General features: G+C 44.4%; 15 protein-coding genes and 4 pseudogenes. 13 read left to right on the forward strand and 6 right to left on the reverse strand.

The features are described 5' to 3' along the window. Positions 1-45 precede the first annotated feature (45 nt). From G7Y90_RS06035 to G7Y90_RS06060, 6 genes and pseudogenes are all read left to right on the forward strand, one after another. Positions 46-1,654 (forward strand): annotated as a pseudogene (locus G7Y90_RS06035) (carboxyl transferase domain-containing protein). A gap of 151 nt (positions 1,655-1,805) precedes the next feature. Next, positions 1,806-2,610 (forward strand): annotated as a pseudogene (locus G7Y90_RS06040) (enoyl-CoA hydratase/isomerase family protein). Positions 2,611-2,679: 69 nt separating this feature from the next. After that, positions 2,680-4,797, forward strand: coding sequence for an acetyl/propionyl/methylcrotonyl-CoA carboxylase subunit alpha (locus tag G7Y90_RS06045; protein WP_250163667.1), 2,118 nt, complete (start codon positions 2,680-2,682; stop codon positions 4,795-4,797). Positions 4,798-4,842: 45 nt separating this feature from the next. Then, a complete protein-coding gene (locus tag G7Y90_RS06050; RefSeq protein ID WP_238048840.1) occupies positions 4,843-5,778 on the forward strand; it encodes a hydroxymethylglutaryl-CoA lyase in 936 nt (311 codons plus the stop codon). A gap of 197 nt (positions 5,779-5,975) precedes the next feature. After that, on the forward strand, positions 5,976-7,160 hold the full coding sequence (locus G7Y90_RS06055; protein WP_250163668.1) for an isovaleryl-CoA dehydrogenase: 1,185 nt from the start codon (positions 5,976-5,978) through the stop codon (positions 7,158-7,160). Positions 7,161-7,344: 184 nt separating this feature from the next. Next, positions 7,345-7,812 (forward strand): energy transducer TonB, encoded by a 468-nt coding sequence (locus tag G7Y90_RS06060; protein ID WP_238048842.1) that lies wholly within the window; start codon positions 7,345-7,347, stop codon positions 7,810-7,812. A 79-nt stretch (positions 7,813-7,891) separates the two neighbouring features. Here G7Y90_RS06060 and G7Y90_RS06065 read toward each other — a convergent pair whose 3' ends face one another. Together G7Y90_RS06065 and G7Y90_RS06070 are read right to left on the reverse strand one after the other, a co-directional pair. Then, positions 7,892-8,617 carry a pantothenate kinase gene (locus tag G7Y90_RS06065; protein ID WP_250163669.1) on the reverse strand — a complete coding sequence of 242 codons (726 nt, stop codon included), beginning with the start codon at positions 8,615-8,617 and terminating at the stop codon, positions 7,892-7,894. Between the two features lie 37 nt (positions 8,618-8,654). Further along, positions 8,655-9,614: a biotin--[acetyl-CoA-carboxylase] ligase gene (locus G7Y90_RS06070; RefSeq protein ID WP_238048843.1), complete on the reverse strand. Its 960-nt coding sequence runs from the start codon at positions 9,612-9,614 to the stop codon at positions 8,655-8,657. Between the two features lie 184 nt (positions 9,615-9,798). On the opposite strand from G7Y90_RS06070, the gene G7Y90_RS06075 reads away from it, so the two are divergent. Further along, positions 9,799-10,602 (forward strand): sulfite exporter TauE/SafE family protein, encoded by an 804-nt coding sequence (locus G7Y90_RS06075; RefSeq protein ID WP_201502082.1) that lies wholly within the window; start codon positions 9,799-9,801, stop codon positions 10,600-10,602. Between the two features lie 49 nt (positions 10,603-10,651). After that, on the forward strand, positions 10,652-11,173 hold the full coding sequence (locus G7Y90_RS06080) for a hypothetical protein (RefSeq protein WP_045443571.1): 522 nt from the start codon (positions 10,652-10,654) through the stop codon (positions 11,171-11,173). A 127-nt stretch (positions 11,174-11,300) separates the two neighbouring features. On the opposite strand, the gene G7Y90_RS06085 is transcribed toward G7Y90_RS06080, so the two are convergent. Beyond that, a complete protein-coding gene (locus G7Y90_RS06085) occupies positions 11,301-11,600 on the reverse strand; it encodes a DUF4298 domain-containing protein (protein WP_250163670.1) in 300 nt (99 codons plus the stop codon). 139 nt (positions 11,601-11,739) lie between these two features. Between G7Y90_RS06085 and G7Y90_RS06090 the strand changes: the two genes are divergently transcribed. The 5 genes and pseudogenes from G7Y90_RS06090 (at position 11,740) to G7Y90_RS06110 (ending at position 20,370) form a co-directional block, all read left to right on the forward strand. After that, a complete protein-coding gene (locus G7Y90_RS06090; RefSeq protein ID WP_250163671.1) occupies positions 11,740-15,702 on the forward strand; it encodes an AAA family ATPase in 3,963 nt (1,320 codons plus the stop codon). Between the two features lie 214 nt (positions 15,703-15,916). Continuing rightward, a complete protein-coding gene (locus G7Y90_RS06095; protein WP_250163672.1) occupies positions 15,917-16,933 on the forward strand; it encodes a cell division protein ZipA in 1,017 nt (338 codons plus the stop codon). 292 nt (positions 16,934-17,225) lie between these two features. Further along, positions 17,226-19,309 (forward strand): annotated as a pseudogene (gene ligA / locus G7Y90_RS06100) (NAD-dependent DNA ligase LigA). Positions 19,310-19,312: 3 nt separating this feature from the next. Beyond that, positions 19,313-19,993 carry an HNH endonuclease gene (locus G7Y90_RS06105; RefSeq protein WP_250163673.1) on the forward strand — a complete coding sequence of 227 codons (681 nt, stop codon included), beginning with the start codon at positions 19,313-19,315 and terminating at the stop codon, positions 19,991-19,993. Between the two features lie 11 nt (positions 19,994-20,004). Then, entirely contained in the window at positions 20,005-20,370 is a 366-nt protein-coding gene (locus tag G7Y90_RS06110; RefSeq protein WP_250163674.1) for a hypothetical protein, read from the forward strand. Between the two features lie 461 nt (positions 20,371-20,831). On the opposite strand, the pseudogene G7Y90_RS06115 reads toward G7Y90_RS06110, so the two are convergent. The 3 genes and pseudogenes from G7Y90_RS06115 to G7Y90_RS06125 form a co-directional block, all read right to left on the reverse strand. After that, a pseudogene (locus tag G7Y90_RS06115) lies at positions 20,832-21,996 on the reverse strand (IS3 family transposase). A 304-nt stretch (positions 21,997-22,300) separates the two neighbouring features. Next, complete coding sequence (locus tag G7Y90_RS06120; RefSeq protein ID WP_238048849.1) at positions 22,301-22,864, reverse strand: hypothetical protein; 564 nt, start codon at positions 22,862-22,864, stop codon at positions 22,301-22,303. A gap of 239 nt (positions 22,865-23,103) precedes the next feature. Next, a complete protein-coding gene (locus G7Y90_RS06125; protein ID WP_045443583.1) occupies positions 23,104-23,517 on the reverse strand; it encodes a hypothetical protein in 414 nt (137 codons plus the stop codon). Positions 23,518-23,814 lie beyond the last annotated feature (297 nt).

Genomic DNA, 23,814 nt, shown 5'->3' on the forward strand with positions numbered 1-23,814 from the left:
GCCACTCGCATTTACGTATCTACGTATTAAAGAAAAAGGGATATCATGAGCGCTATCATAACCAGTAAACTGAGTCCAAATGCCGCTGAATTTCAGCAAAACAGTGCCGCCATGCAAGCGGTGGTCGATGACTTATATGGTCACTTACGTAAAGTCGTGCAAGGCGGTTCAGAGCGTGCCCGCGCCAAGCATTTAGCCCGTGGCAAACTCTTGCCTCGTGAGCGCGTCGAGCGTTTGCTCGATGTAGGTACGCCATTTTTAGAAGTGGCACCGATGGCAGCGCATGATATGTATGGCGAAGAGATTCCAGCGGCGGGCGTGATTGCGGGTATCGGTCGTATCAATGGCATTGAGTGTATGATTGTCTGTAATGATGCCACGGTAAAGGGTGGCACTTACTACCCAATGACGGTCAAAAAACATCTGCGTGCGCAAGAAATCGCGCAAGAAAACAATTTGCCTTGTGTCTATTTGGTGGATTCAGGTGGAGCCAATTTACCCAATCAAGATGATGTATTTCCCGATAAAGAACACTTTGGTCGCATTTTCTTTAATCAGGCCAATATGAGTGCCGCCGGTATTCCACAGATTGCCGTGGTCATGGGCAGCTGTACGGCTGGAGGGGCTTATGTACCAGCGATGAGTGACGAGTCTATTATCGTGAAAGACCAAGGCACCATCTTTTTGGGTGGTCCACCACTGGTAAAAGCGGCGACAGGTGAAGAAGTCACAGCCGAAGATTTGGGCGGTGGCGATGTGCATACCCGTCTGTCAGGGGTTGTCGATCACTTAGCACAAAGCGACACTCTGCATTGTCGATTGCGCGCAAATCGTTAGCCATCTAAATCGTCCTGCGAAGCAAGTGCCCAATCAAATCAAACCACGTCAGCCACGCTATGACGCCAAAGAGCTATATGGCGTCATTCCAACGGATAAACGTAAGCCGTTTGATATCAAAGAAATCATTGCTCGTATCGTCGATGACAGTGCTTTTGATGAATTCAAATCACGCTTTGGCACGACGCTGGTTTGTGGATTCGCTCATATCGAAGGGATGCCAGTCGGTATTATCGCCAATAACGGTATCTTGTTTAGTGAGTCGGCACAAAAAGGTACGCACTTTATTGAGCTGTGCTGTAAACGCAAAATTCCATTAATATTTTTGCAAAACATCACCGGATTTATGGTTGGTCGTAAATATGAAAATGAAGGTATCGCTCGTCATGGCGCCAAGATGGTGATGGCGGTGGCGAATGCAAAAGTACCTAAGTTTACTGTTATCGTTGGCGGCTCATTCGGTGCCGGTAACTACGGCATGTGTGGCCGTGCTTATAGTCCGCGTTTCTTATGGATGTGGCCAAATGCGCGTATCTCTGTAATGGGCGGTGAACAAGCAGCATCAGTATTGGCAACGGTGAAGCGCGATAACTTTGACCGTAAAGGCGAGGCGTGGAGCGACGAAGATGAAGCGGCGTTCAAAGCGCCGATACGCGAAATGTATGAAGAGCAAGGTCATCCCTATTATGCCACTGCACGTTTATGGGATGATGGCGTGATTGATCCTGCTGATACCCGTAATGTATTGGCGTTAGGGTTGAGCGCCGCCTATAACGCGCCGATCGAAGAGACGACGTTTGGTGTTTTTAGAATGTAAGCATTTTCAGGCCTTCCCATAATAAGCTACTACTGCGTCAACCTCATTTGAAGTACGATTTGTACATCTACATTCGGCTTCCTTGTATTAACATTATTATGGATTGACCGAGCGTTTGTTTAAATATTTACATAAAAATACAGAGAAAGTTATGCAAAAAGACAGTGATAAAAATTATAAAAGCTTATTGGTTAAAGTAGAACAACACGTTGCTACGGTGACATTAAATCGTCCTGAGATACGTAATGCTTTCAATGATGAAATGATTGCTGAGCTAACCGATGCATTCAATACATTTGGTGCTGATGATGAGGTACGTGTCATTGTGCTAGCCGCTGCTGGCAGGCATTCTGTGCGGCGCGGATCTCAATTGGATGCGTGCCATGGCGGATTATAGCTATGAAGAGAATCTTGCAGACGCCGATAAATTGGCGCAAATGCTGAAGACTATTTATGAGTGCCCAAAACCAACGGTTGCTGCTATTCAAGGAGATGTATATGCAGGTGGCATGGGTTTGGTTGCCGTTTGTGATGTAGCAATCGCTGTGAGAATTGCCAATTTTTGTCTTAGCGAAGTACGTTTGGGCTTAGCACCTGCAACGATTAGCCCTTATGTGATACGTGCATTAGGTGCCAGAGCCTCGCAGCGTTATTTTCTCAGTGCTGAAGTATTCGATGCTAAAAAGCCCGGCAGCTTGGCTTTATCCATGAGCGTGTCAGCGAAGAGTCGTTAGACGATGCGGTTGCGACATTCTGCGCTAAAGTGGTCAAAAACAGCCCCGATGCGGTCAAGACCTGCAAGTGTTTATTGCATGAAGTCGCCGGCGCGCCGATTACCGATGAATTGATTGCAGATACCGTTAAAGGTATCGCTGATTCGTTCATCAAAGCAAGGCAAAGAAGGGGTACAAGCCTTTTTGCAAAAACGTAAGCCCAATTGGTTGACGGCAGATTGATAATGCACGAGAGATAAACGAATAAATAGACAAGACCTCAAATAAAAACGATAACACACAGGGATAGTTATGTTTTCTAAAATTCTAATTGCCAACCGTGGTGAAATTGCTTGCCGAGTGGCTGCGACTTCTAAGCGTCTTGGCGTCAGTACCGTTGCTGTTTATTCCGATGCGGATCGTGAGGCCAAGCATGTGGCTGTCTGTGATGAAGCCATCTATTTGGGTGGCTCAGCGCCGAAAGACAGCTATCTAAAAGGTGATGCGATTATCGCGATAGCGCTTGAGACTGGCGCACAAGCGATTCATCCGGGTTATGGATTTTTAAGCGAAAATGCTGATTTTGCGCAAGCTTGTCAGGATGCAGGACTGGTATTTATTGGACCTTCAGCCGATGCTATTCGTGCCATGGGTGGCAAATCCGAATCCAAGCGGTTGATGGAAACAGCTGGCGTGCCATTAATACCGGGTTATCATGGTGACAATCAAGACGCAGAATTTCTGCAGCAGCAGGCAGACGCCATTGGCTATCCTGTCTTGATTAAAGCCAGTGCAGGTGGTGGCGGTAAAGGCATGCGTATCGTCGAGCAAAGCCGCGACTTTGTGGATTTATTAGACTCATGTCGCCGTGAAGCCATTACCAGCTTCGGTGATGATAAAGTGTTGGTTGAAAAATACGCCTTAAAACCGCGCCATATCGAAATCCAAGTATTTGGCGATACCCATGGCAACTATGTGCATTTATTTGAGCGTGATTGTTCCGTACAGCGCCGCCACCAAAAAGTATTAGAAGAAGCGCCTGCACCAGGTGTTGACATTGCGATGCGTGAGGCGATGGGAACAGCTGCCATCGAAGCAGCCCGTGCAGTCGATTATGTCGGCGCAGGCACGGTTGAGTTCATCGTTGAGCAGCGCGAAAATTCTATGAATTTTTATTTCATGGAGATGAATACGCGGTTGCAGGTTGAGCATCCAGTCAGCGAAGCGATTACCGGTGTCGATTTGGTCGAATGGCAGCTTTTAGTCGCGGCAGGTCAACCATTGCCAAAGACCCAAGACGATTTGACTATCAATGGCCATGCAATTGAGGCGCGTATCTGTGCCGAAAACCCTGATAATAGCTTCTTGCCCGCGACCGGTACGTTGTTTACGTATCAAAAACCTGAACACAGCACTTTTATGATTGATAAAGATGGTACTGGCGTACGTATCGATGATGGCGTGCGCGAAGGCGATGTGATTAGTCCGTTCTATGACTCTATGATTGCCAAGCTAATCGTTCATGCGCCAACGCGAGAGCAAGCCTTAGCCAAGCTCGATCGAGCACTTGCGCAAACGCGTATCGTGGGTTTGCCGAATAATGCGGCATTTTTACGCTATATCTTAAATACAGAGTCTTTTAGCAAAGCCAATCTCGATACGGCATTGATTGAGCACGAGCGTGATGCGATTTTTAATCAGCAGCCTTTAGCTTTATCGACGCTCGTTGTGACCGCCATTACTCGTCAGCTTGCGAGCGAGATTGCAATGCAAGAGTCAGATATTGATCCATTTAGCAAACCTACAGGCTTCCGTGCTTATAGCGACTACACCAGATCATTTAGCTTGGTTTATGATGAGCATGCTTATACGGCCCGCATGAGCAACTGGCATAATGCAAGTTGTTCAGACAGCAAAAAAGGCGGTGATAACCTCAGTAGCTTTACGCTTGTTATTGAAAAAGAAGTCACGAATACACAGGATAATAGTAATATTAATGTCGCTGCTCAGACCGAAACGGTTTATGAAGGTCAAGTGAGCTATGCCAGTAGCGACGAGCACAATCATACATTATGGTTGGATGGTGCTCGTACTAGCGCGCAAAGCTGGGTGCTTAATGAGACGGTCTATGTATTCACAGACAGTGGTCGTGACGAGATTACGCTGATTGATATCATGGAACACGTGGGTGAAGAGTCCGCGGCAGTCGGCAGTTTAAAATCACCGATGCCAGGACAGGTTGTTGCCTTTAAAGTGGCGGTTGGCGATACTGTGAAAAAAGGCGAGCCGTTAGCGGTCATCGAAGCCATGAAGATTGAGCATACTATTACTGCACCGACAGATGGGGTAGTGGCAGAATTGCTATTTGCAGCAGGTGATTTGGTTGCTGATGGTGACGAGTTATTACGCATTAATACGGAAAGCGAATAGCTGACATAGCTTAATAATAGGTAAGTAACAATAAGGACGACAAGCATGAGCCACTCGTATCCAAACCATCCGTATCCAAAGCATGTCAGAATCGTTGATGTTAGCCCGCGTGATGGACTACAAAACGAGTCAATGACGGTACCGACTGAGGTTAAGCAAACGCTTATCAATGATTTGATTGCGGCAGGTGTCAAAAAGCTTGAGACGACAAGCTTTGTTTCGCCAAAGTGGGTGCCACAAATGAGTGATAACAGCGCGTTGCTCGATGCGCTAGCGCCGACGCGGCATGCGGATATTTGTTATTCAGTTCTAGTACCCAATATGCGCGGCTTTGAAAATGCCATCATTCATCGTCCTGATGAAATCGTTATTTTTGGCTCAGCTAGCGAAACCTTTAGTCAACAGAATATCAACTGTAGTATTGATGAGAGTATTGAGCGTTTTGCATCAGTTGCTGCTGCGGCAAAAGCGCAAGGTATCAAAGTACGCGGCGTTATCTCTTGTACGGTTGGCTGTCCTTATGAAGGCGACATTGACCCTAGCCAAGTAGCTTATGTGACTAAGCGTCTGGTAGAGATTGGTACTGAGCAAATTGGCATTGCCGACACCATTGGTGTGGGTACACCGCTCAAAGTGCAACGAGCATTACAAGCTGCATTAGAATATGCTGATATCTCTATGCTATCGGGTCATTTTCATGATACTTATGGTCAAGCATTGAGCAATACCTTAGCTGCACTACAAATGGGTGTCAGTGAGTTTGATACCTCGGTGGCTGGACTAGGCGGCTGTCCTTATGCCAAAGGCGCAACGGGTAACGTGGCGACCGAAGATGTGGTGTATATGCTGCATGGTATGGGTATCAGTACAGGCATCGATTTGGATAAATTGGTCGTGGCAGGCGAGCGTATCAGTGCGTTTTTAAAGCGTCCAAATGGCTCAAACGTGGCACGTGCTTTAATTAACAAACGTCAGTCTTAACTAATTTCATTAAGAATATAGTTAGTCATAAGCTAAATGAATAGATAGATAGGTTTATGGCTGGGACAAATTTTTTGAAGCTTCTGGAGTGACGAAGTTGCACAGCAAGCGAGGAAAATTTGTTCAAGCTATATCATCTATTTTTAAATTGACACAGCGCTAGTAAAAAATTAAACATCAAAATACAAGGAATGGCTATGAGTTTACCTGGATTGAATTTTCAGCTTGGCGAAGATATCGATGCCTTACGTGACATGGTACAACAGTTTGCGACTAATGAAATTGCCCCACGTGCTGCCGAGATTGACAGTAGCGACGAGTTCCCCATGGATTTGTGGCAAAAAATGGGCGACATTGGTCTACATGGTATTACCGTTCCTGAAGAGTACGGCGGCTCTAACATGGGCTACGTCGCACATATGGTCGCGATGGAAGAGATTAGCCGCGCTTCGGCATCGGTAGCGCTGAGCTATGGTGCGCACTCAAACCTATGTATCAACCAAATAAAACGTAACGGCAGTGAAGCACAAAAACAAAAGTATTTGCCAAAATTAGTCAGCGGTGAGTTCATCGGTGCATTGGCTATGAGTGAGACAGGCGCTGGCTCAGACGTCGTCAGCATGAAGCTCAGAGCTGAAGAAAAAGACGGTAGCTATGTGTTGAATGGTAGCAAAATGTGGATTACCAATGGTCCCGATGCTGACGTGATGGTGGTTTATGCTAAGACCAATCCAGAGCTAGGCGCGAAAGGCATGACGGCCTTTATCGTTGAAAAAGGTATGGAAGGTTTTGGCACGGCACAAAAGCTGGATAAGCTCGGCATGCGTGGTAGTCATACGGGCGAGATGACCTTTAATAATGTTGAAGTACCTAAAGAGAACATCTTAGGCGGCCTCAATGAAGGCGTTAAGGTATTGATGAGCGGGCTAGATTACGAGCGTGCAGTATTAGCTGCAGGTCCTATCGGCATCATGCAAGCGGTGATGGATAATGTCGTGCCTTATATCCATGATCGTAAGCAGTTTGGTCAAGCCATCGGTGAGTTCCAGCTTATTCAAGGCAAAGTCGCAGACATGTATACGATATTGCAAGCAGGTCGCAGCTTGTACACTGTCGGCAAAAATCTCGATATGTTGGACGCGCGCGGTGCCGGTCATAGCCGAGAAGTACGTAAAGATTGCGCTAGTGTGATTTTATGGTGTGCCGAAAAAGCCACCTGGATGGCAGGCGAGGGCATTCAAATCTTTGGTGGTAATGGCTACACCAATGAGTATCCACTTGGTCGCTACTGGCGCGATGCCAAGTTGTATGAGATTGGCGCGGGTACCAGTGAAATCCGCCGTATGCTAGTTGGTCGTGAGCTATTTAATGAGACTAAATAGTATAAAAATATAATACTATCATCAGCGACTTTCTAAATTTGGCATAACCAGACTAGCTTAGGACAATGGCTGGTTAATAACGAACAATTGTGCTAAGGTATATTTTATTTTTTGATTGACAATAATCGATTAATAGAGTTGCTTCTTAGCCTTTTTTATTCGCCATATTTATAAGATATCGTCTATGCTGCTGACTATTACCACACCTAAAACACGCTTCAAGATAAATCTGCGATTAACTATTATTTCTGTGCTGACAAAAGCGCTATTTCTACTGAGTGTATTTGCGGTACACTCAGCAAATGCTGAGTTAGCAGACATGTCACCATCGCAACCCGTCATTCAGTTTTCAACTTCTGATGCGAAGTGGGTACATCAACCAAGGTTCGATAGTCGTCACATTCGCAACTTAGAGGGTAATTGTGATCCGGAAGAACCTTGCAAACTCAAACGTGCGGAAATGAAATTTTTATTAATTGTAAATCAGGAAGGTAAAGTTGCAAATATTACCGTATTGAAGAGTAGTGGCTCCGATAAAATTGATAGTGAGTTTATGAGAGAGTTACGCCGCAGTCTTTTGAAACCATTTAGAAAAGATAGTAAGACAGTAGTAGGCAAAGTAACCGTTCCAATAATATTTGAGTATTACTAAAGCTTAAACAATACTAAAAAGCAGTACGCCTTACACGTACTGCTTTTTTTATTTTCAATGTAAAAGTATCTATTGAGTATTACGACTGTTTGGTATGATCAAAATATCGTGCCAGACCGTTCAACAATAAATCATCACGCAAGCGTACTGGACGGTTGACGTGCTGCGAGATAATAGATGCATCACCCGTCATGATAACTTCAAAGTTGGGATGGCGATGGCTAATCTCATTGATGGCACCGACGATTGATAATAGTATGCCGCGATGTACCGCATCTTGTGTGGTCATGCCTTGACCCACACTATCAAAGGTGCCATTGGATATGGTGATTTGCTTAGTGCCTGAAAATAGTGATTCACGTTGCAGATAAATACTGGGGAAAATATAACCGCCCAAATGCTCAGCATGATCAATCAAGTCAATGGTCACTGCTGTGCCACAGCCAATCACGCATTGACGTTTTTTCTTATCTACGGCGCCCAGCATCTGTAGCCAACGATCACAGCCGAGCTGTTCGTCATTATAAGCACTCTTCATCAAAGCATGCGCTGCATCGACATGGACAAACTCAAACGGAATATTCAGACGACCTAACGTCTCTGACACTTTAACATTTAAATCGTCGCCCAGCACCGATGAGATACCAATGAAATCAGGCGCATAACGCTCGAAGCGATCGGTCAAACCCATCAGTAGTTCGGCAGGCGCTTGCAAATGTTGCTTGGCATCATGCGCGACTATTTGTCCGATATCATCGGTGAGCCAGTATTTTAGACGGGTGTTGCCAAGATCTAACCAGAGCATAAAAATCCCTTTATATCGTGCCCATTGGGTCTTTGATTTAAGCCTTATCAATAACGTCGATGCGTCCGGTAAAAAGCGCAGAAATCTTACCGCTATCTTGACGCAATTGCAAACATCCATGTGTATCAAGACCACAAGCATAACCTGTGATACTATCTGTTTTACCGTTATGCTCTTGAGTAACGTGCAAGCGTAATCCTGCCAGTGCATCCATCGACTCAAACTGTTTTAAAAAGCTGTCCAAATTATAGCTTTGACCAGTGGGCTTCTCTAATCCTAAGTGCTCAAAGCGTGTCATCGCGGCTAGCAGGGCTTTACTCATTTGTTGGTAAAGTATTTTTAGGCTTGGCAGACTCACAATATCTGTCTCTGGTTTTAGCTTCTCATAAATATCCTGTAGGCTAATCGCTTGATAACTCATGCCTTCGCAGGTTTTTGCAGTGAGATTGGGCGTTGCCTGTACATTAAGTCCTACGCCCATCACCACGCCGACCAATTTGCCCGTTTGGGTAACAGGTTCTATCAAAATACCCGCAAGTTTATTAAAAGGTAGGGTCTGTGCTGCCAGTTTAGGCTCATTTGACACTGAGTCAGATGGCGGTTGATAAAAGCCCAAATCATTCGCCCACTTCACGCCGATGGGCGTCAACCCTTGCGCGCGCAATTGCTCATTTAATATTTGAATAACGGGCATTTTTGCCAGTTCAACGCCGATGATTAGTGACAGTAAACCGCTAATCGGCAGATGAACAGGATGATATAACGACAGATAGACATTGCCGCGCGGTGATTGCCACGAGCGCCCGTGCTGCCCACGACCTGCGCTTTGGGTTTCAGCGGTCAGTAGATGCATCTGCGCAGCATTTAACGTGCCATGTTGTACATCTGTTATCAGCTCGCTATTGGTAGAGGCACTGCTGACAAGGTGGCGATGGTTCAGCTGTGGTAAATGATGAAGCTCTAATGAGTCGTCAGAAAAATTGGAAAATGGCGGCATAAGTTTCGTCGATGTGGTTAATATAGCGTGGATAATCTTTGTTATACTGGGCGGTTGTCACGATTAGACAATACCAAATAAACAGCATAAAGGTCGGATTATGATTTAGCAAATGCGATAGGCAAGTGATTATAAAACTAAAGAATTTTTATAAAAATAAGTGTGATAAAAGGCTAATTCGATGATGTTATATGTGTGGTTTGTGATTGCAGGCGCGTTTGCGGGTGTCAGTGCCGGTCTATTTGGCGTTGGCGGCGGCATGATTATCGTACCAGCATTGGTATGGATTTTTACCGCTTATGATTTTTCGCCAGAAGTGGTGACCCATTTGGCGATTGGTACATCACTGGCGACCATCGTTGTGACTTCGATTAGCTCAATGACTGCGCACAATAAGCGTGGCGGCGTACGTTGGGAGGTCTGGCGCAAAATGGCACTCGGCTTGGTCATCGGTAGTTTGGTCGGTGCTGGTATTGCCGATATGATTGACGGTAAAGTATTGCAAGCCATCATCGGTGTCGGCGCGTTATTGGTCGCTTTAAAAATGCTGTTTTTGTCCAATAAAGAGCAGCTGGGCAAACCGCTACCGTCAGCTGGCGTACAGTTTGGCGCGGGTACAGGGATTGGCATGGCGTCGTCTATTTTTGGGATTGGCGGTGGCAGCTTGACCGTACCCTTTTTAAATTGGGCGGGGTTACCGATGAAGCAGTCGGTTGGCACGTCTGCCGCTTGTGGATTGCCGATTGCATTGGCTGGTGCGGCAGGGTTTGCATGGTTCGGGCAAGATGTGGTCAATCTGCCTGAGGGTACGATAGGTTTTGTCCATATCACGGGATTTTTATGTATTTCTGTCGCTAGCTTTGCGATGGCAAAAGTCGGTGCCAAGCTTGCCCACCAATTGCCTGCGCTAACGCTTAAGCGTGCCTTTGGGGTGTTGTTATTGTTTGCAGGCGGGCAGCTGTTGTTAAGTGGGATTGGGGTGATTTAGAATACTAATCGTTCGACTACTTCGGATGATATTACTTTAGGGAATATGAGTGGACGCATTAATAGCTGGTGTTATCGGTGTGATAACTGGAGGAGGAGTTTCATTCGTAGCAAATTATTTTTTGAATGTTCAAAGGTATAAGCAGGATACTAAAAAACAGAACTCTGACCACGATCATGATCTTGTAAAACAAGACTCCGAACATAAACATGACCGTCAAGTTTTTCGAAGACAAAAGTACGAAGAGCTGACCTTCCGACTTATTGATTTTACCAATATTCTGAAGAATATTAGTTTACAACTATCTCAACTAGAAAGTGGAGCTCTTATAGATACTGCTGAGTTCGATGAAAAAGGTGCAAAAATTGAAATTCTTACTATTCTGTATTTTCCGGAATTGAGTACTGATTGTGAATATTTTTTGGCGATTTCACGTCAGTTTCTCTTGTCTCATAGCCCTAACAATAACTCTAGTAGTATAAACAATCGAGAATCAATGAAGATAAGGTTTGATAAAAGTTTTGATCAACTTTACGATAAGATTAAAGAACATATATCAGACTATACTTAATAATATATAAACTCTAAAACTGACCAAGATTTCAGATAAAACAGTTACCTGCTTTTATTTACCAATCATTTATGTATTTAAATTATTCGGAACTGACAAGCCAAATACTTTCACTGTTAATAGAATGCTATTTCCTATCAATCGAATCCAGCCCCAAACGCATCCATTTTCTTGCTAGCTCATCATGGTCGCTGAGCATACTCCACAGCGCATCTTCACTAAAGATAGAGTATTCATCACCTGAATGCTCAATTGGCAGATCCGCTTCACGATCTGCCATCCATTGCGGGTCTAGGTAGTAATTTTTCAACTCATTTTGCAATGCTTCAGCTTTTAAGAACTGCTGCTGCGCTTCGAGTTGCTGGCGATGCAGTTTGCACCATTCTTCATATTTTTGCTGTAGTTCTTGCGGATTATAGTTAGGCATTTTTATACTCTTATTTTTTGATAGTTATATGAATGATTATTATTTTAAGCCATATTATAGCATTCCTGACAAACCCTAAAAAATTAGCACAATTTGAGGTAGAATAGCCGCCTGTTTTCGCCATATTTACTGATCCTTCATGCGCCTAAAATCTCTCAAGCTGGCAGGCTTTAAATCCTTTGCCAATCCAACGACTTTTACTTTTCGTCATGGTATCACCGCCATTGTCGGGCCGAACGGCTGTGGCAAATCTAACGTCATTGATGCCATTCGTTGGGTGCTGGGTGAAACCTCTGCCAAGCAGTTACGTGGCGGCGCGATGAGTGATGTTATCTTTGCCGGTACGCAAGATAAATCCGCCAAAAGTGTCGCTAGCGTTGAGCTCACCTTCGAGCATACGCAAGATGAGCAAAACGGTATTCGCCATGAATTTAATCTGTATCAAGAACTGTCCGTTCGTCGTCAGGTAAATAAAGAGGGGCGCTCGGATTATTTTATCAATGGTACGCGCTGTCGTCGCCGTGATGTCGTCGATGTATTCTTGGGTACGGGACTTGGCGCACGTAGTTATGCGGTGATTGAACAAGGTATGATTGGGCGTATTGTTGAGTCTAGCCCCATGCAGCTGCGTGAGTTCATCGAAGAGGCAGCAGGAGTCTCACGCTATCAAGCTCGCCGTGAAGAAACCCAAAAGAAGCTCGAGAAAACGAAAGATAATTTGGCACGCCTGCATGATATGCAAAGCGAGCTGGTCAGCCAACAAAAGCGTCTGTCTAAACAAGCCGCTAGTGCTGAGCGTTACGAAGCGTTAGCGTTGTCGCTTGCTGATATCAAACAGCAACTTGCCATTCAGCAGCTCTATCAAGCCAAGCATACTCAGCAGCAGCAAAAAATAGCCCATGAGCGCAGCGCCACTGAAGTATCAACTTTACAAGCCAACTATGACACCCTAAAAGCCAAGCAAGATAAACTTGCTGCTCATATCAATCAAGAACAGTGGTTAAAAGATGACGCTCAAAGCAACCATTATCAACAGCAGCTAAGCTATCAACAAGCAGAGCATCAATTAGGTGATGCTAAATCACAATTAAACGTTATCGCACAGCAACTAGCCAGCTTGGATCAACAGCGTCAGCAAGCAGTCGATGAGATAAATCGCTTAAAGGCTGAGCAAGCCGAGCAGCACACTGTGCTAGAAGGATTGCGTCCTAAGCTCAATGAATTAACGAATAAACGTGAAGCGCATAAACGCAACGAGCAGCCATTACAGCGCGCCTACCATGACGCGCAAAATCAGCTATCACGCTTGCAAGATAATGCACGCATGCTTGAACAACAGCAAGCCATTAATAACCAAGCACAAAAACGTTATCAGCAAAATCATGATAAGTGGCAGCGTCGTCATACAAACTGGCAGCATTTATGGCAGCAACTCCAACAGTCGCTATCACCAGTTGAAAGTGCTGGTTTGCAAGATAATTCTAATGCAAATAATTTACAGCAGACGTTATCGGCGCAAGTTGCTGAGCTAAACAAAAAATTGCAGCAGATTGAACGCCAACAAGACAGTGTGGATGAGCGCTTGTCTGAGCTACAACCGCAAGCGCAGGATTTACAACAGCAATTGCACACGCAGCAGCGCGAGTTGAGCGAGAATGAGAAGCGCCACGCCGTATTGGCAGGTGAGTACGATACCCTGCATCAAATATTGCATCCTAAGCCGGCATCAAAATCGCAACAGTCTGCTGATGCAAAAACTGCTGATGTTAAAAGTGATTTAGAAAGCAAAATAGTCAGCGACTATAGCCAATTGACCATTACCACCTTGCGTGATCAGATTGAGTTAAGCGCGAAAGGTCAGCAGCATGCCAAGCTACTCGATAGTGTGTTGGCATTGTGGTTAGACAGCCATGTGCTAGTTTCTAACCAAACCTATCAACCAAATGTTAATAATGTGAGCGCTGACTCCGAGCAAACGCATAGCTTATGGCAAGTACTTGAGCATGAGTTAAAAGATTTATTTGTTTATCAAAATGCGCAAACCAATACAGTGGACAAGTCATCAATCAAAATAGAAACGGGCCATAGCTTGTGGCTATCTGCTAAACAAAACGGTGTAAACGCAAAGCCACTGGTTAGCGAATTGCCTGAGAGTTTGATTGATAAAGTATTGCCTTTATCACAGCTGATTAGCGCACCGAACTTAGCGCTTTGGCAGCACTGTTATTTATATATTGCACAGCCTGAGACAGATAATAAGCAAACGTTAGAAGCGCTTGCTGAGATTTTAAAAGTATTGCCATCGTCAGCTATTTTACTAACGACTGACGGCTGGCTTATCAGTCGTCAGGGTACGATGAATCTAAGTAAATTTGTTGGTGCGCAAGATGGACAAAATGGTAGCAATAACAGCAACAGTCAATTTTTAACCCAGCGTTTACAGCAGCGCAGCCGTTTACAAGCGTTAGAAGACTTGCTCGATGAGTTTGAGAACAAAATAGAAGCGCAGAAAAAAGCGATTACAAAAGACCAGCGTAACTATGATGCAATGACGGTCAGCTTAGAAGAAACACGCGCGCAAGCTGAGCAATTAACCCGCGATAAGCATCAGTATCAGCAAAAGCTCACTACTCAGCGTGCCAACGCTGAACGTTTGCAAGCGGACAGCCAACGCCTTAATGCTGACAAAGTTACCCTTGAGCAAGAGCAACAGGAGTTGGTGCAAGAACAACAATCGCTCAATCATGAGCAGCAGGATCTCCAAAGCAAAATCGCAGCGCTAACGCCACAAATCGCCGATGCTCGCGCGGCAACTCAGCAATTACAAGCGGAGCGCAGTGAGCTAAGTCGTACCCGTCAAGCAGATGATGACGCTTGGCAAGCTTTGCAGCTTCGTATTCAACAAAGTGAGATGCGTTTAGAACACAGTGTCAGCAGTCTTGCTCGGGCAAATGCGCAATTTGATAAGTCGCTACAAAGCGAGCAAAATCTAAAGACGCGTCATGAGCAGCAGCAAAATATGCTGCCAGCACTGCAAGCAGCATTACAAACAGTACAGACCGCGCGCGATGAGCAGCAGGCTGTATTAACAGGGCGAGAAACTGCATTAACGGTGCTCAAGCAAGAATACAATCAGCAGCAGGTTGAGCTAGATAGCTTACAAAACACACTGCAAACTCAGCAAAATGCGCTTGCCAATCACTCGACCGAGCTGGCACTAAGCGCTGCAAAATTACAGGATGCTAGTAGCCATACGCAAGAAGCGCTAGATGCTTATTATAAGGTGAGTCATAAATATAAAGCGCATTTGGATATAGCGCAGCACCCACAGCATCAGCAACAAGTGATGAGCGTTTCAAACTTATTGGCAGATTTTATTGCGCATGATCGCCGTGTGCGCCCAGATAAAATCGCTGAGCTTGAGGCTGAGCGCGTGCAGCTTGAGCAGCAGCTAGGCAAAATTGGCGCGGTCAATCTCGCTGCCGTGGCAGAGTTGGCAGAGGTTAATGAACGCTTAGAGCCACTCGCGCAGCAGACAACCGATATTGCTGCGAGTATGCAGACGTTAACGGAGGCGATTGCTTCGATTGATGAAACGACCAAGACGCTATTTATGCAGACGCTCGATGCCGTCAATATTGAGCTTGCCAATTTATTTGCCAAAGTGTTTGGTGGCGGGCAAGCCAGTTTAACGCTCAATACGGATGATATGCCCATTAATGCACCAAAATCAGAACAGTGGCGGGCAGGGCTAACCTTGATGGCACAGCCAAAAGGCAAACGTAACAGCCGTCTCGCTGTGCTTTCAGGCGGCGAAAAGACGCTTACTGCATTGAGCTTGATTTTTGCGATATTTAAGCAGCATCCCGCGCCATTTTGTGTGTTGGATGAAGTCGATGCACCACTTGATGACGCCAACGTCGCTCGCTTTACCAGTCTTATTCATGAATTAGCAGACGATTTGCAGTTTATCTTTATCAGCCATAATAAATTAACGATGCAGATTGCCGATGAGTTAAAAGGCGTGACCATGCCAAGCGCAGGGATTTCTACCTTGGTCAGTGTGTCACTCGATGAGGCAGCGCGTTACCTTTCTGATTAAGAGCAGCGTTGAATAGCAAAAATAATTGATAACTGGCAGCAGTTGTCGGTGGTATAGTTAGAAATGATGTGACAATATTACAACGTCACGCAAGTGTGTCAGCCTCACGGTAAACGATGACTATATGGTGACGATATTCATTAGCCATGCTAGACTATTGCCATTTATTCCCTCTTATGTATTCCCTTTTGTCATATATTAGGATGTATCTCTTATGACCGCTATTCAGTTTATATTGATTGCCATTGCCGCATTTATCATGCTTGCAGGGCTATTTATGGTCATTCGTAGCTTTAAGCGCCGCAATAATGCTGAAGCGGTAGCGGTCAATTATGATAAAAACGGTATTCCTATCATACCGCGTCATGAACGCAATATCGTCGATCAGCCAGACTTGGATGATACAGTCGCTGGCGAAACAAGTATCGGCCCTGATCGCAGTTATCTAAATGCGGTGGTCGAAGACGAACCTTTGACCCAACCTCATACCCATGTTGATACGCAGCTGACAGCTGGGCATGCGGATGTTAATGACAGCGATACTGGCACAATAGATGATGCTGACTATGTGCGCTGGCAAGCAGAGCAGCAGCGTGCTGACAATAGCGAGTTTGCAGAAGCCGCTGAGCAGATGCATATCGAGCAAGAGCCTGATGCATTTTCTAGCTTGATGTCGGCAACTGACAGCTTGATGCCCTCTATTGATACCGCAGACGAGCCAAGCTTCGATAATAACAGTCCGATACTCGATCAGCATCTCTCAGAGCCAGTGGATGAAGCGCAAAACGGTCCACTCATCAATGCCAAAGACAACATTAATATCACTATCTTGCCGCATCAATATCGCGACCGTCCAGCCGCAATTATCCGTGGTCGTGACTTATTGGCATTAATTGATAAGTATGGTCTGCGCTATGGCGCGATGAATATGTTCCATCGCTATGAGCAAAAAGACGGCACCGGTATGCTCTGGTTTAGCATGATGGGCATCACCGATAGTGGTATCGCGCCTTTTGATCCGCATAGCGTGGCGACCAATACTTATAATGGCGTGGTAGTATTCTTATCTTTGCCGCATCCACAAGCGCTGCGTAGCTTCGATAGTATGATGAGCATCGCTTATATGATGGCAAGTGATTTGGACGCCATTATGCTCGATGAAGAGAACGAACCAATCACCCCTGAATACAAGCAGCAATTGCGTAATCAAGTCCGCGATTATGAAGGTTAGTTTTAATGTATGAATACAGGTTGATCAATAAAAGCTGATTCATATTAGCAGTATTAAAAAAGGCAAATAGCGATTGACGTTATTTGCCTTTTTTAATGGGCTTTAGTTTCTGCAAAATGCTAGAGTCGGTTCAAGATAATTTAGATACAAGGAAGGTGAGTGAAAGTACTACACATAGTAGACTGAGCGAGCCTGACACAGTATCTAATTTATATAGGAACGACTATATCCGAGCATCCTACAAACTTGTTATCATATCGGCATCTTGAATTGCAAATAAAAGACGCCGACTATGACTGACCCTATCTCACCACTTACCTCTAAAGACATTAATAAAGACATCAATACTACTAACCCTATAAAAAATGATGATGCTATCGTCACCCAGATGCGCACGTTTATCGATGCGCTTAAGCAGCACAATTATGCCTACTATGTGCTTGATAATCCTATTTTAGAAGACAGCGAATACGATCAGTTGCGTCGCTCTTTATTGGCGCTTGAAGAACAATATCCGGATTTGGTGCAGCCAGATAGCCCGATTAACCAAGTTGGCGACATGCCGCTATCGGCTTTTACCCAAGTCACTCATGATATTCCCATGCTCTCGCTTGGCAATGTCTTTGATTATGATTACATGGCTTTATGCGCCGCGTGAATGATCGCCTCAACGATGCACAGCAAAACCCTGAATACGAGATGGAGCTAAAGCTCGATGGCTTGGCGGTGTCACTCAAATACGCTCATGGCAAGTTTGTCCAAGCGGTGACACGCGGTGATGGGCAAACGGGCGAGGACATCACTCAAAATGCCAAAACCATTCGCAATTTGCCACTTTGGCTCGCGGCTGCAAGCGAGATTCCATTATTGGAAGTGCGCGGTGAGGTGCTGATGCCGAAAGCGGGTTTTGAGCGTTTGAATCGCCTTGCTGAAGAAAAGGGCGACAAAACTTTTGCCAATCCACGCAATGCCGCTGCTGGAAGTTTGCGTCAGCTAGATCCCGCCATTGCTGCTAGCCGTCCGCTCGCATTTTACTGTTATTCAGTCAATCAAGGTTTACCTGAGCATATCAAAACCCAATCAGCAGCGCTTGCATGGCTAAAGACCATTGGCTTTACCATCAGTGCAGTCGAGGTGGTACAAAATCCACGCGAGGCTCAAGCCTATTATGAATCGGTAAAGGAAACACGCGGCGAGCTACCGTTTGAGATTGATGGCATGGTCATCAAGGTCAATAGCTTGGCATTGCAGCAGCAGCTTGGGTTTTTATCGCGTGAGCCGCGCTGGGCAACCGCTTATAAATTCCCTGCCGAAACTGTCATGACCCGCTTGCATGCTATCGAGTGGCAAGTCGGACGCACTGGCGCCATTACGCCCGTTGGTAAATTAGAACCCGTGAAAGTCGGCGGCGTCACGGTCAGCAATGTCACCTTGCATAACTTTGGCGAGATTCAGCGTCTAGATGTGCGCGCAGGTGATATGGTCAGCGTCCATCGTGCAGGTGATGTGATTCCTAAAGTGACTCGTGTTTGGACAGATCAGCGTCCAGAAAATTCTGAACCGGTACAGCTGCCATCGACCTGCCCAGTGTGTGACTCGCCTGTGGTATTGCCCAAAGATGAAGCGTTAGCGCGTTGCACTGGTGGGCTATTTTGTCCCGCGCAGCAGGTCGAGGCGCTCATCCACTTTGTCTCGCGTCGGGCAATGGATATCGATGGCTTAGGCGCAAGTTGGCTGATTAACTTTTTTGAGCATGGCTTGGTGAAGACAGTCGCTGATATCTATCAATTGCACAATCATCAAGACGAGCTGATTACGCTTGAGAAACTGGGCGAAAAATCAGTACAGAACATCCTCAGCGCTATCGAAGCCAGTAAGCATACAACACTCGCGCGCTTTATTTATGCGCTGGGTATTCGCGGCGTTGGTGAGACCACGGCGCAGAATTTGGCACAGCAATTTGGCGACCTTGATAGCCTAATGGCTGCTGATATCGATAAGCTCCTACAAACGCCTGATGTTGGCGCTATTACTGCCGAGCTTGCTTATAAATTTTTCCGCGCACCGCACAATATCGAAGTCATTACTGCATTACGTGAAGCAGGTGTGCATTGGGATAAAGTCGAGCAAGTAGCATCAGAAGGATTGCCGCTCGATGGGCAAACGTGGGTCATCACTGGCGCGCTCGATAGCATGGCGCGTGATGAAGCCAAAGCCAAGCTGCAAGCACTAGGGGCAAAAGTCTCAGGCAGTATCTCTGCAAAAACCACTGCGCTACTGGCAGGGGATAAAGCTGGCTCGAAGCTCACCAAAGCGGAAAAATTGGGCGTTAAGATAGTGGGTGAGGAAGAGTTTTTGGCGATGGTTGGGGAGTAGGGTATGGATGCTGATATAAGTAAATATAAGAAACTATATGCTAATTATGCCGAGGTTTCTTATCCAATAACTTATAGTGAGAGTAAGCACAAAGTTAGTGATAGACTGAGCCATAAAAGACTTTCTAAAAAAATTGCAGAAAATATGGAAGAGTATGTTTCCATATTTGACAATAGGGATTATCTTAGCCTAGATAGAGATACTTATATTTATCCTTTTGAAGGAAGTGTTAAAAAATGTGCATTTTGCTTAAAAAGTGAACCTGATGTCAGTTTTAAAAATAAACCACATGTAATCCCAGAGTTTTTAGGGAATAAGTATTTATTACATTACGATGAGTGTGATCAGTGCAACTCAGAATTTGGCAACACTATAGAGAGAGAGCTTAGTGAATATTTAAGACCTCGCAGAGTATTTAGTAAAATAAAAGGCAAAACGAGAAAGTATATTAGTTCTTACTCCAAGAATGGAAAAAAGGGGTTTGAGTTTTCAGAAGAAAAAGGTAGTTATATTATACCAATTAATGATAATTTAGATTTAAACTTTAAGAATAAAGAGTTTACTTACGTTTGTGAAATAGCAAAACATACTCCTATAAATGTTTATAAAGGGCTTATGAAGGTTTTATATGGCTTACTACCTAGAGAGCATAGAATGTACTTTGAGGTTGTTAGAAATTTTTAATAGATGATAAGTTGGATAAGATTTCAGATCAAATAACTATAAAAGTAGTTTCTACATTTATGCCTTACAATAACTTAAGCTCTCCTTATGTAAGTATTTTACATAGAAGTAAAGATACATCTGAAAATGAAAGTGTTAGAAGAAGATTTTTTGAATATGTAGGAACCATCTGTTTTGGAAATACTATTTTTGAAATACCTATGTATTGTGATAAGGATATTAAAAAAGCGATAAATAAAAAGGAGATATCTTTGAAGTTAACTCCTAAACCTTATGGGAGCTTTTGGAGGGAGATAGAAGACTTGAATGGAAGAGAGAAGGTTGTATCAGAGTATCCGTTAAATTTTGGATATCATTCAATTACTGTTTTTGATTAGTTAGCGTAGGGTGCGCCCAGCGCACCTAGAAAAAAACTACTCTAATTTATCTGAAAAACTCTCTGAAAAACCAATTGACTCATTACCCCAGTCTTCCGCATAAACACCTTGCTTCACATAACGATGAAAGCTCGAATATGGCCAGTCTACTACATTTTTAACTAACCCATGCTTAACAGGATTATAGTGCAAATAATCCATATGCCTTATGAAGTCTGCTTCGTCTTTTATTTCATGTTCATAAAATCGACGTTGCCAAATCCTCTTTCGCTTCTTTTAATTTTTGAACGGCTTAACACATCTATTGGTAAATGATATTGCGGACAGGCTTGGGTGGTTAATCGTTTTATCTGCGACCAACGCATACTATAATTAGCATCGTCAGTAGGCATTTTCCAAATACAGTGTAGATGGTTGACCCCTGCCGTCAATCCCGTAGACTTAAACTTGGGAGATTTTAGTTACGCAGCCTGACGATAATAATCAAACACACCTGTCTTGGCGATTTATAGGCCAAACCCTTTTGAATCCTCGTTTGGTTGTAGTACAGCTCAATATAGCCAATGATATCGCTGATGGCTGTAAACCTTGTTTTATAGTCTTCGTGATATACCAGCTCGTTCTTTAAAGTGCCCCAGAAGCTTTCTATGGGTGCATTGTCGAAGCAATTACCTTTAGCGCTCATTGAGCCTGTAAACTGATGCTGTTTGATAATCTTGTGGTAGGCATGGCTACAGTACTGACTGCCTCTGTCAGAGTGAACTATTAGCTCTTTGCTGGGCCGTTTGTTCTTGATGGCCATGTTCAATGCTTTGCATATTAGATCAGCGGTCATACGTTTGTTAATGGCATAGCCAACCAGCTCTTTAGTGTATAAGTCTTTAACCCCTGCTAAGTACAGCCAACCCTCATTCGTCCAGATATAGGTGATGTCACTGACCCAAGACTCATTAGGACGCTTAGCATCAAACTGCTGATCCAACACGTTTGGATAAACCATTTTATTATGGTTTGAGTCTGTAGTGACTTTAAAGCGTTTATGGCGACGGCATTTTATGCCATGTTCTTCTTTGATACGTCTGACCATGTACAAGCTAATATCATGGCCTTGCTCTATGAGCTTTGCATGCAGTCGCTCAACACCATAGCGCTCACGAGTTTCACTGTGAGCAGCCCTAACCAGTAGCTCAGACTGATTACGATGTATCTGTTGGTCACTGATATCACGACTCAGCCAGTCGTAATAACTTGATGGCTTAACACTTAGCACACGGCACATAGTGGTGATGCTAAAGAAGTGCTGATTATCTTTGATAAAGGCGTACCTGACTAACTGTGCTTTGCAAAGTACGCCGTGGCCTTTTTTAGGATCTCTCGCTCCTCTTCGGCAACTTTAAGTTGTCGCTTGAGCTGCTTTATTTCTTGAAGAGCCGTCATAAGATCAGGATCGTATTGAGCTGTTCCTACAAGCTTGCCTTGATTAGCTTTGTTGTTCCAGTTCGATAAGGTTTGCATGGCGATACCAAGCTGCTTTGCGGTCGTTGAAATATTGCCGTTGTTGTCTGCTATCTTTTTAACAGCTTCGGCTTTAAATTCGTTACTGTAGGTTCTTACTTTCTTGGTCATGATAAACTCCGATTAATACGCTTAGTTTACCAAGTTTACTTGTACGGTTTCTTCAGCATAGCTCAGGTCGGGTAGTTGTACCCATGCAATGATTTTAAAAGGATATTGTTGTTGAACTTGTTTGATGCTTTTTTTAAAGGCTTTTAAGAAGTCATCTTCACACAGTATTTTCTTCGATCGTATGACACCAAAGTAAAAAAGTAGGTAGCACCTTTCGTGTATGAACGAATGTATTGTGACATTTATATTTACCGTATGAATTTTAATACTCTATAGGTGCGCAGGGCGCACCCTACAAATTAAATTACTCCACTACCTCTCCATGTGCCTTCGCTTCACCTTTTTTACCATCTGGCTGTATCACGATAGGCAATACCAACCCTTTCGCAAAGTCATCAGACAGCACATAATCATAGCTACTGGCAGCGATATCAGGCGTGGTATGAATGACAAGTTTCATCTCATTGCCATCGGTTAGCTCATGCGAGACATAGCTTTCACTGAGCTGATCCAAGGCTTTGGATAGTGCCTCATTACTTGCCATACTGATAGTGAGGTTGTGTTGAGCAGTGGCATTATCTACCTTGAAATACTCTGCGTAGTCGAGCACATTTTGGCTATCAAGCGCAAACGGATATTGATAATTGGCAGGGTCAGCGGGCTTCTCACCGCTCGCCATGACAGCCCAGTCGATAGTCTTAGTGGCTGTCGTTGAGGAGTCTGCGGTCGCCACTGCTGGCTCAGAAGCTTGAGCGGCCGTTTCAGCATTGTTGTCGCAGCCAGCCAGTGCCCACATGCTGGCAGTAGCGATGATTATCATATTCATTAAGCGCTTAGCCATCGACGTATCCTTAGTATTATTAATCATAGACAATGTCCTATCAGTGCTATTTTGACAGGTTTCTTGATGCTTCTCTAGACAAAAGCAGCAAACCGTTCATTCTCACCAATGCTTGACCTGAATCTGTGGTTTTGATGTCAGTTTTTATACAGATATTCAATGCAATATTGTTCAATCAATACGCAAAAAAAACAGCCATCCTATGATGACTGTCTTGTATATGTCGCTGGTTTTTTAAAACTGGCAGGCTGTTTATAGCTAGCTAACTAGATTTGGCAGTTTACTTGATATTCTTTACCGTTTGCCCATTTGATGGCAAAAATACCTTTATCGCCTTTCATGTGCCATGCATAGACAGCTTCTGGATTTGACTCATTAACGTAGCTTGCAGTATCACCTTGTACATCACCATTTAAGATGATTGGTTGCTCAGCCCATTTTACTTTAGGCAAGGTCGCATTGAGCATCACTTGTTTTTTATTGATAGATTGTTTAGCCATGATGGTGCTGTCGTCAGTACAGGTATAAGGTGCTGGTGCCATACGATCATAAGCGGCATCGGTGACGCTTTCTGATGCAGGCGTGTTTGATGCATTTGGCGTAGTAGGAGCCGTGGTCGCACAAGCACTTAATAAGGCAAGGGTAGGTAGCGCAACAGCAAATTTAGTTAGGGTGTTCATGGCATTCTCCAAAGATATAAAAATCATAATGTATTTATTTTTAATAATGCGTTAAGCATATAGCGCATATGGTAACGAAAACAGCGCTCGAAGAATGTTAGAAATTGTTTGTTACGTGTTCATTAAGTTACTTAATCACTGACTAATGTAACGCATCATTTGGCGCGTTTTGATTGGTATTTAAACTTTGATTATGCATTTATTAAAAATAAGCTGCTTCAAATAAAAAAGCGCCTATCGATCTTTTGACCGATAGACGCTTGTTTGATGAGCTTAAATAAGTGTTCGTCACTCATT

This window comes from Psychrobacter sp. WY6, from assembly GCF_018448495.1.
GTDB lineage: Bacteria > Pseudomonadota > Gammaproteobacteria > Pseudomonadales > Moraxellaceae > Psychrobacter.

Coding starts and splice junctions, on each gene's coding strand:
- G7Y90_RS06050 (WP_238048840.1), top strand. CDS start 4,843: ATGAGCCACTCGTATCCAAACCATCCGTATCCAAAGCATGTCAGAATC.
- G7Y90_RS06125 (WP_045443583.1), bottom strand. CDS start 23,517: ATGAACACCCTAACTAAATTTGCTGTTGCGCTACCTACCCTTGCCTTA.
- G7Y90_RS06090 (WP_250163671.1), top strand. CDS start 11,740: ATGCGCCTAAAATCTCTCAAGCTGGCAGGCTTTAAATCCTTTGCCAAT.
- G7Y90_RS06065 (WP_250163669.1), bottom strand. CDS start 8,617: ATGCTCTGGTTAGATCTTGGCAACACCCGTCTAAAATACTGGCTCACC.
- G7Y90_RS06070 (WP_238048843.1), bottom strand. CDS start 9,614: ATGCCGCCATTTTCCAATTTTTCTGACGACTCATTAGAGCTTCATCAT.
- G7Y90_RS06055 (WP_250163668.1), top strand. CDS start 5,976: ATGAGTTTACCTGGATTGAATTTTCAGCTTGGCGAAGATATCGATGCC.
- G7Y90_RS06105 (WP_250163673.1), top strand. CDS start 19,313: ATGGATGCTGATATAAGTAAATATAAGAAACTATATGCTAATTATGCC.
- G7Y90_RS06045 (WP_250163667.1), top strand. CDS start 2,680: ATGTTTTCTAAAATTCTAATTGCCAACCGTGGTGAAATTGCTTGCCGA.
- G7Y90_RS06120 (WP_238048849.1), bottom strand. CDS start 22,864: ATGATTAATAATACTAAGGATACGTCGATGGCTAAGCGCTTAATGAAT.
- G7Y90_RS06060 (WP_238048842.1), top strand. CDS start 7,345: ATGCTGCTGACTATTACCACACCTAAAACACGCTTCAAGATAAATCTG.
- G7Y90_RS06075 (WP_201502082.1), top strand. CDS start 9,799: ATGTTATATGTGTGGTTTGTGATTGCAGGCGCGTTTGCGGGTGTCAGT.
- G7Y90_RS06085 (WP_250163670.1), bottom strand. CDS start 11,600: ATGCCTAACTATAATCCGCAAGAACTACAGCAAAAATATGAAGAATGG.
- G7Y90_RS06095 (WP_250163672.1), top strand. CDS start 15,917: ATGACCGCTATTCAGTTTATATTGATTGCCATTGCCGCATTTATCATG.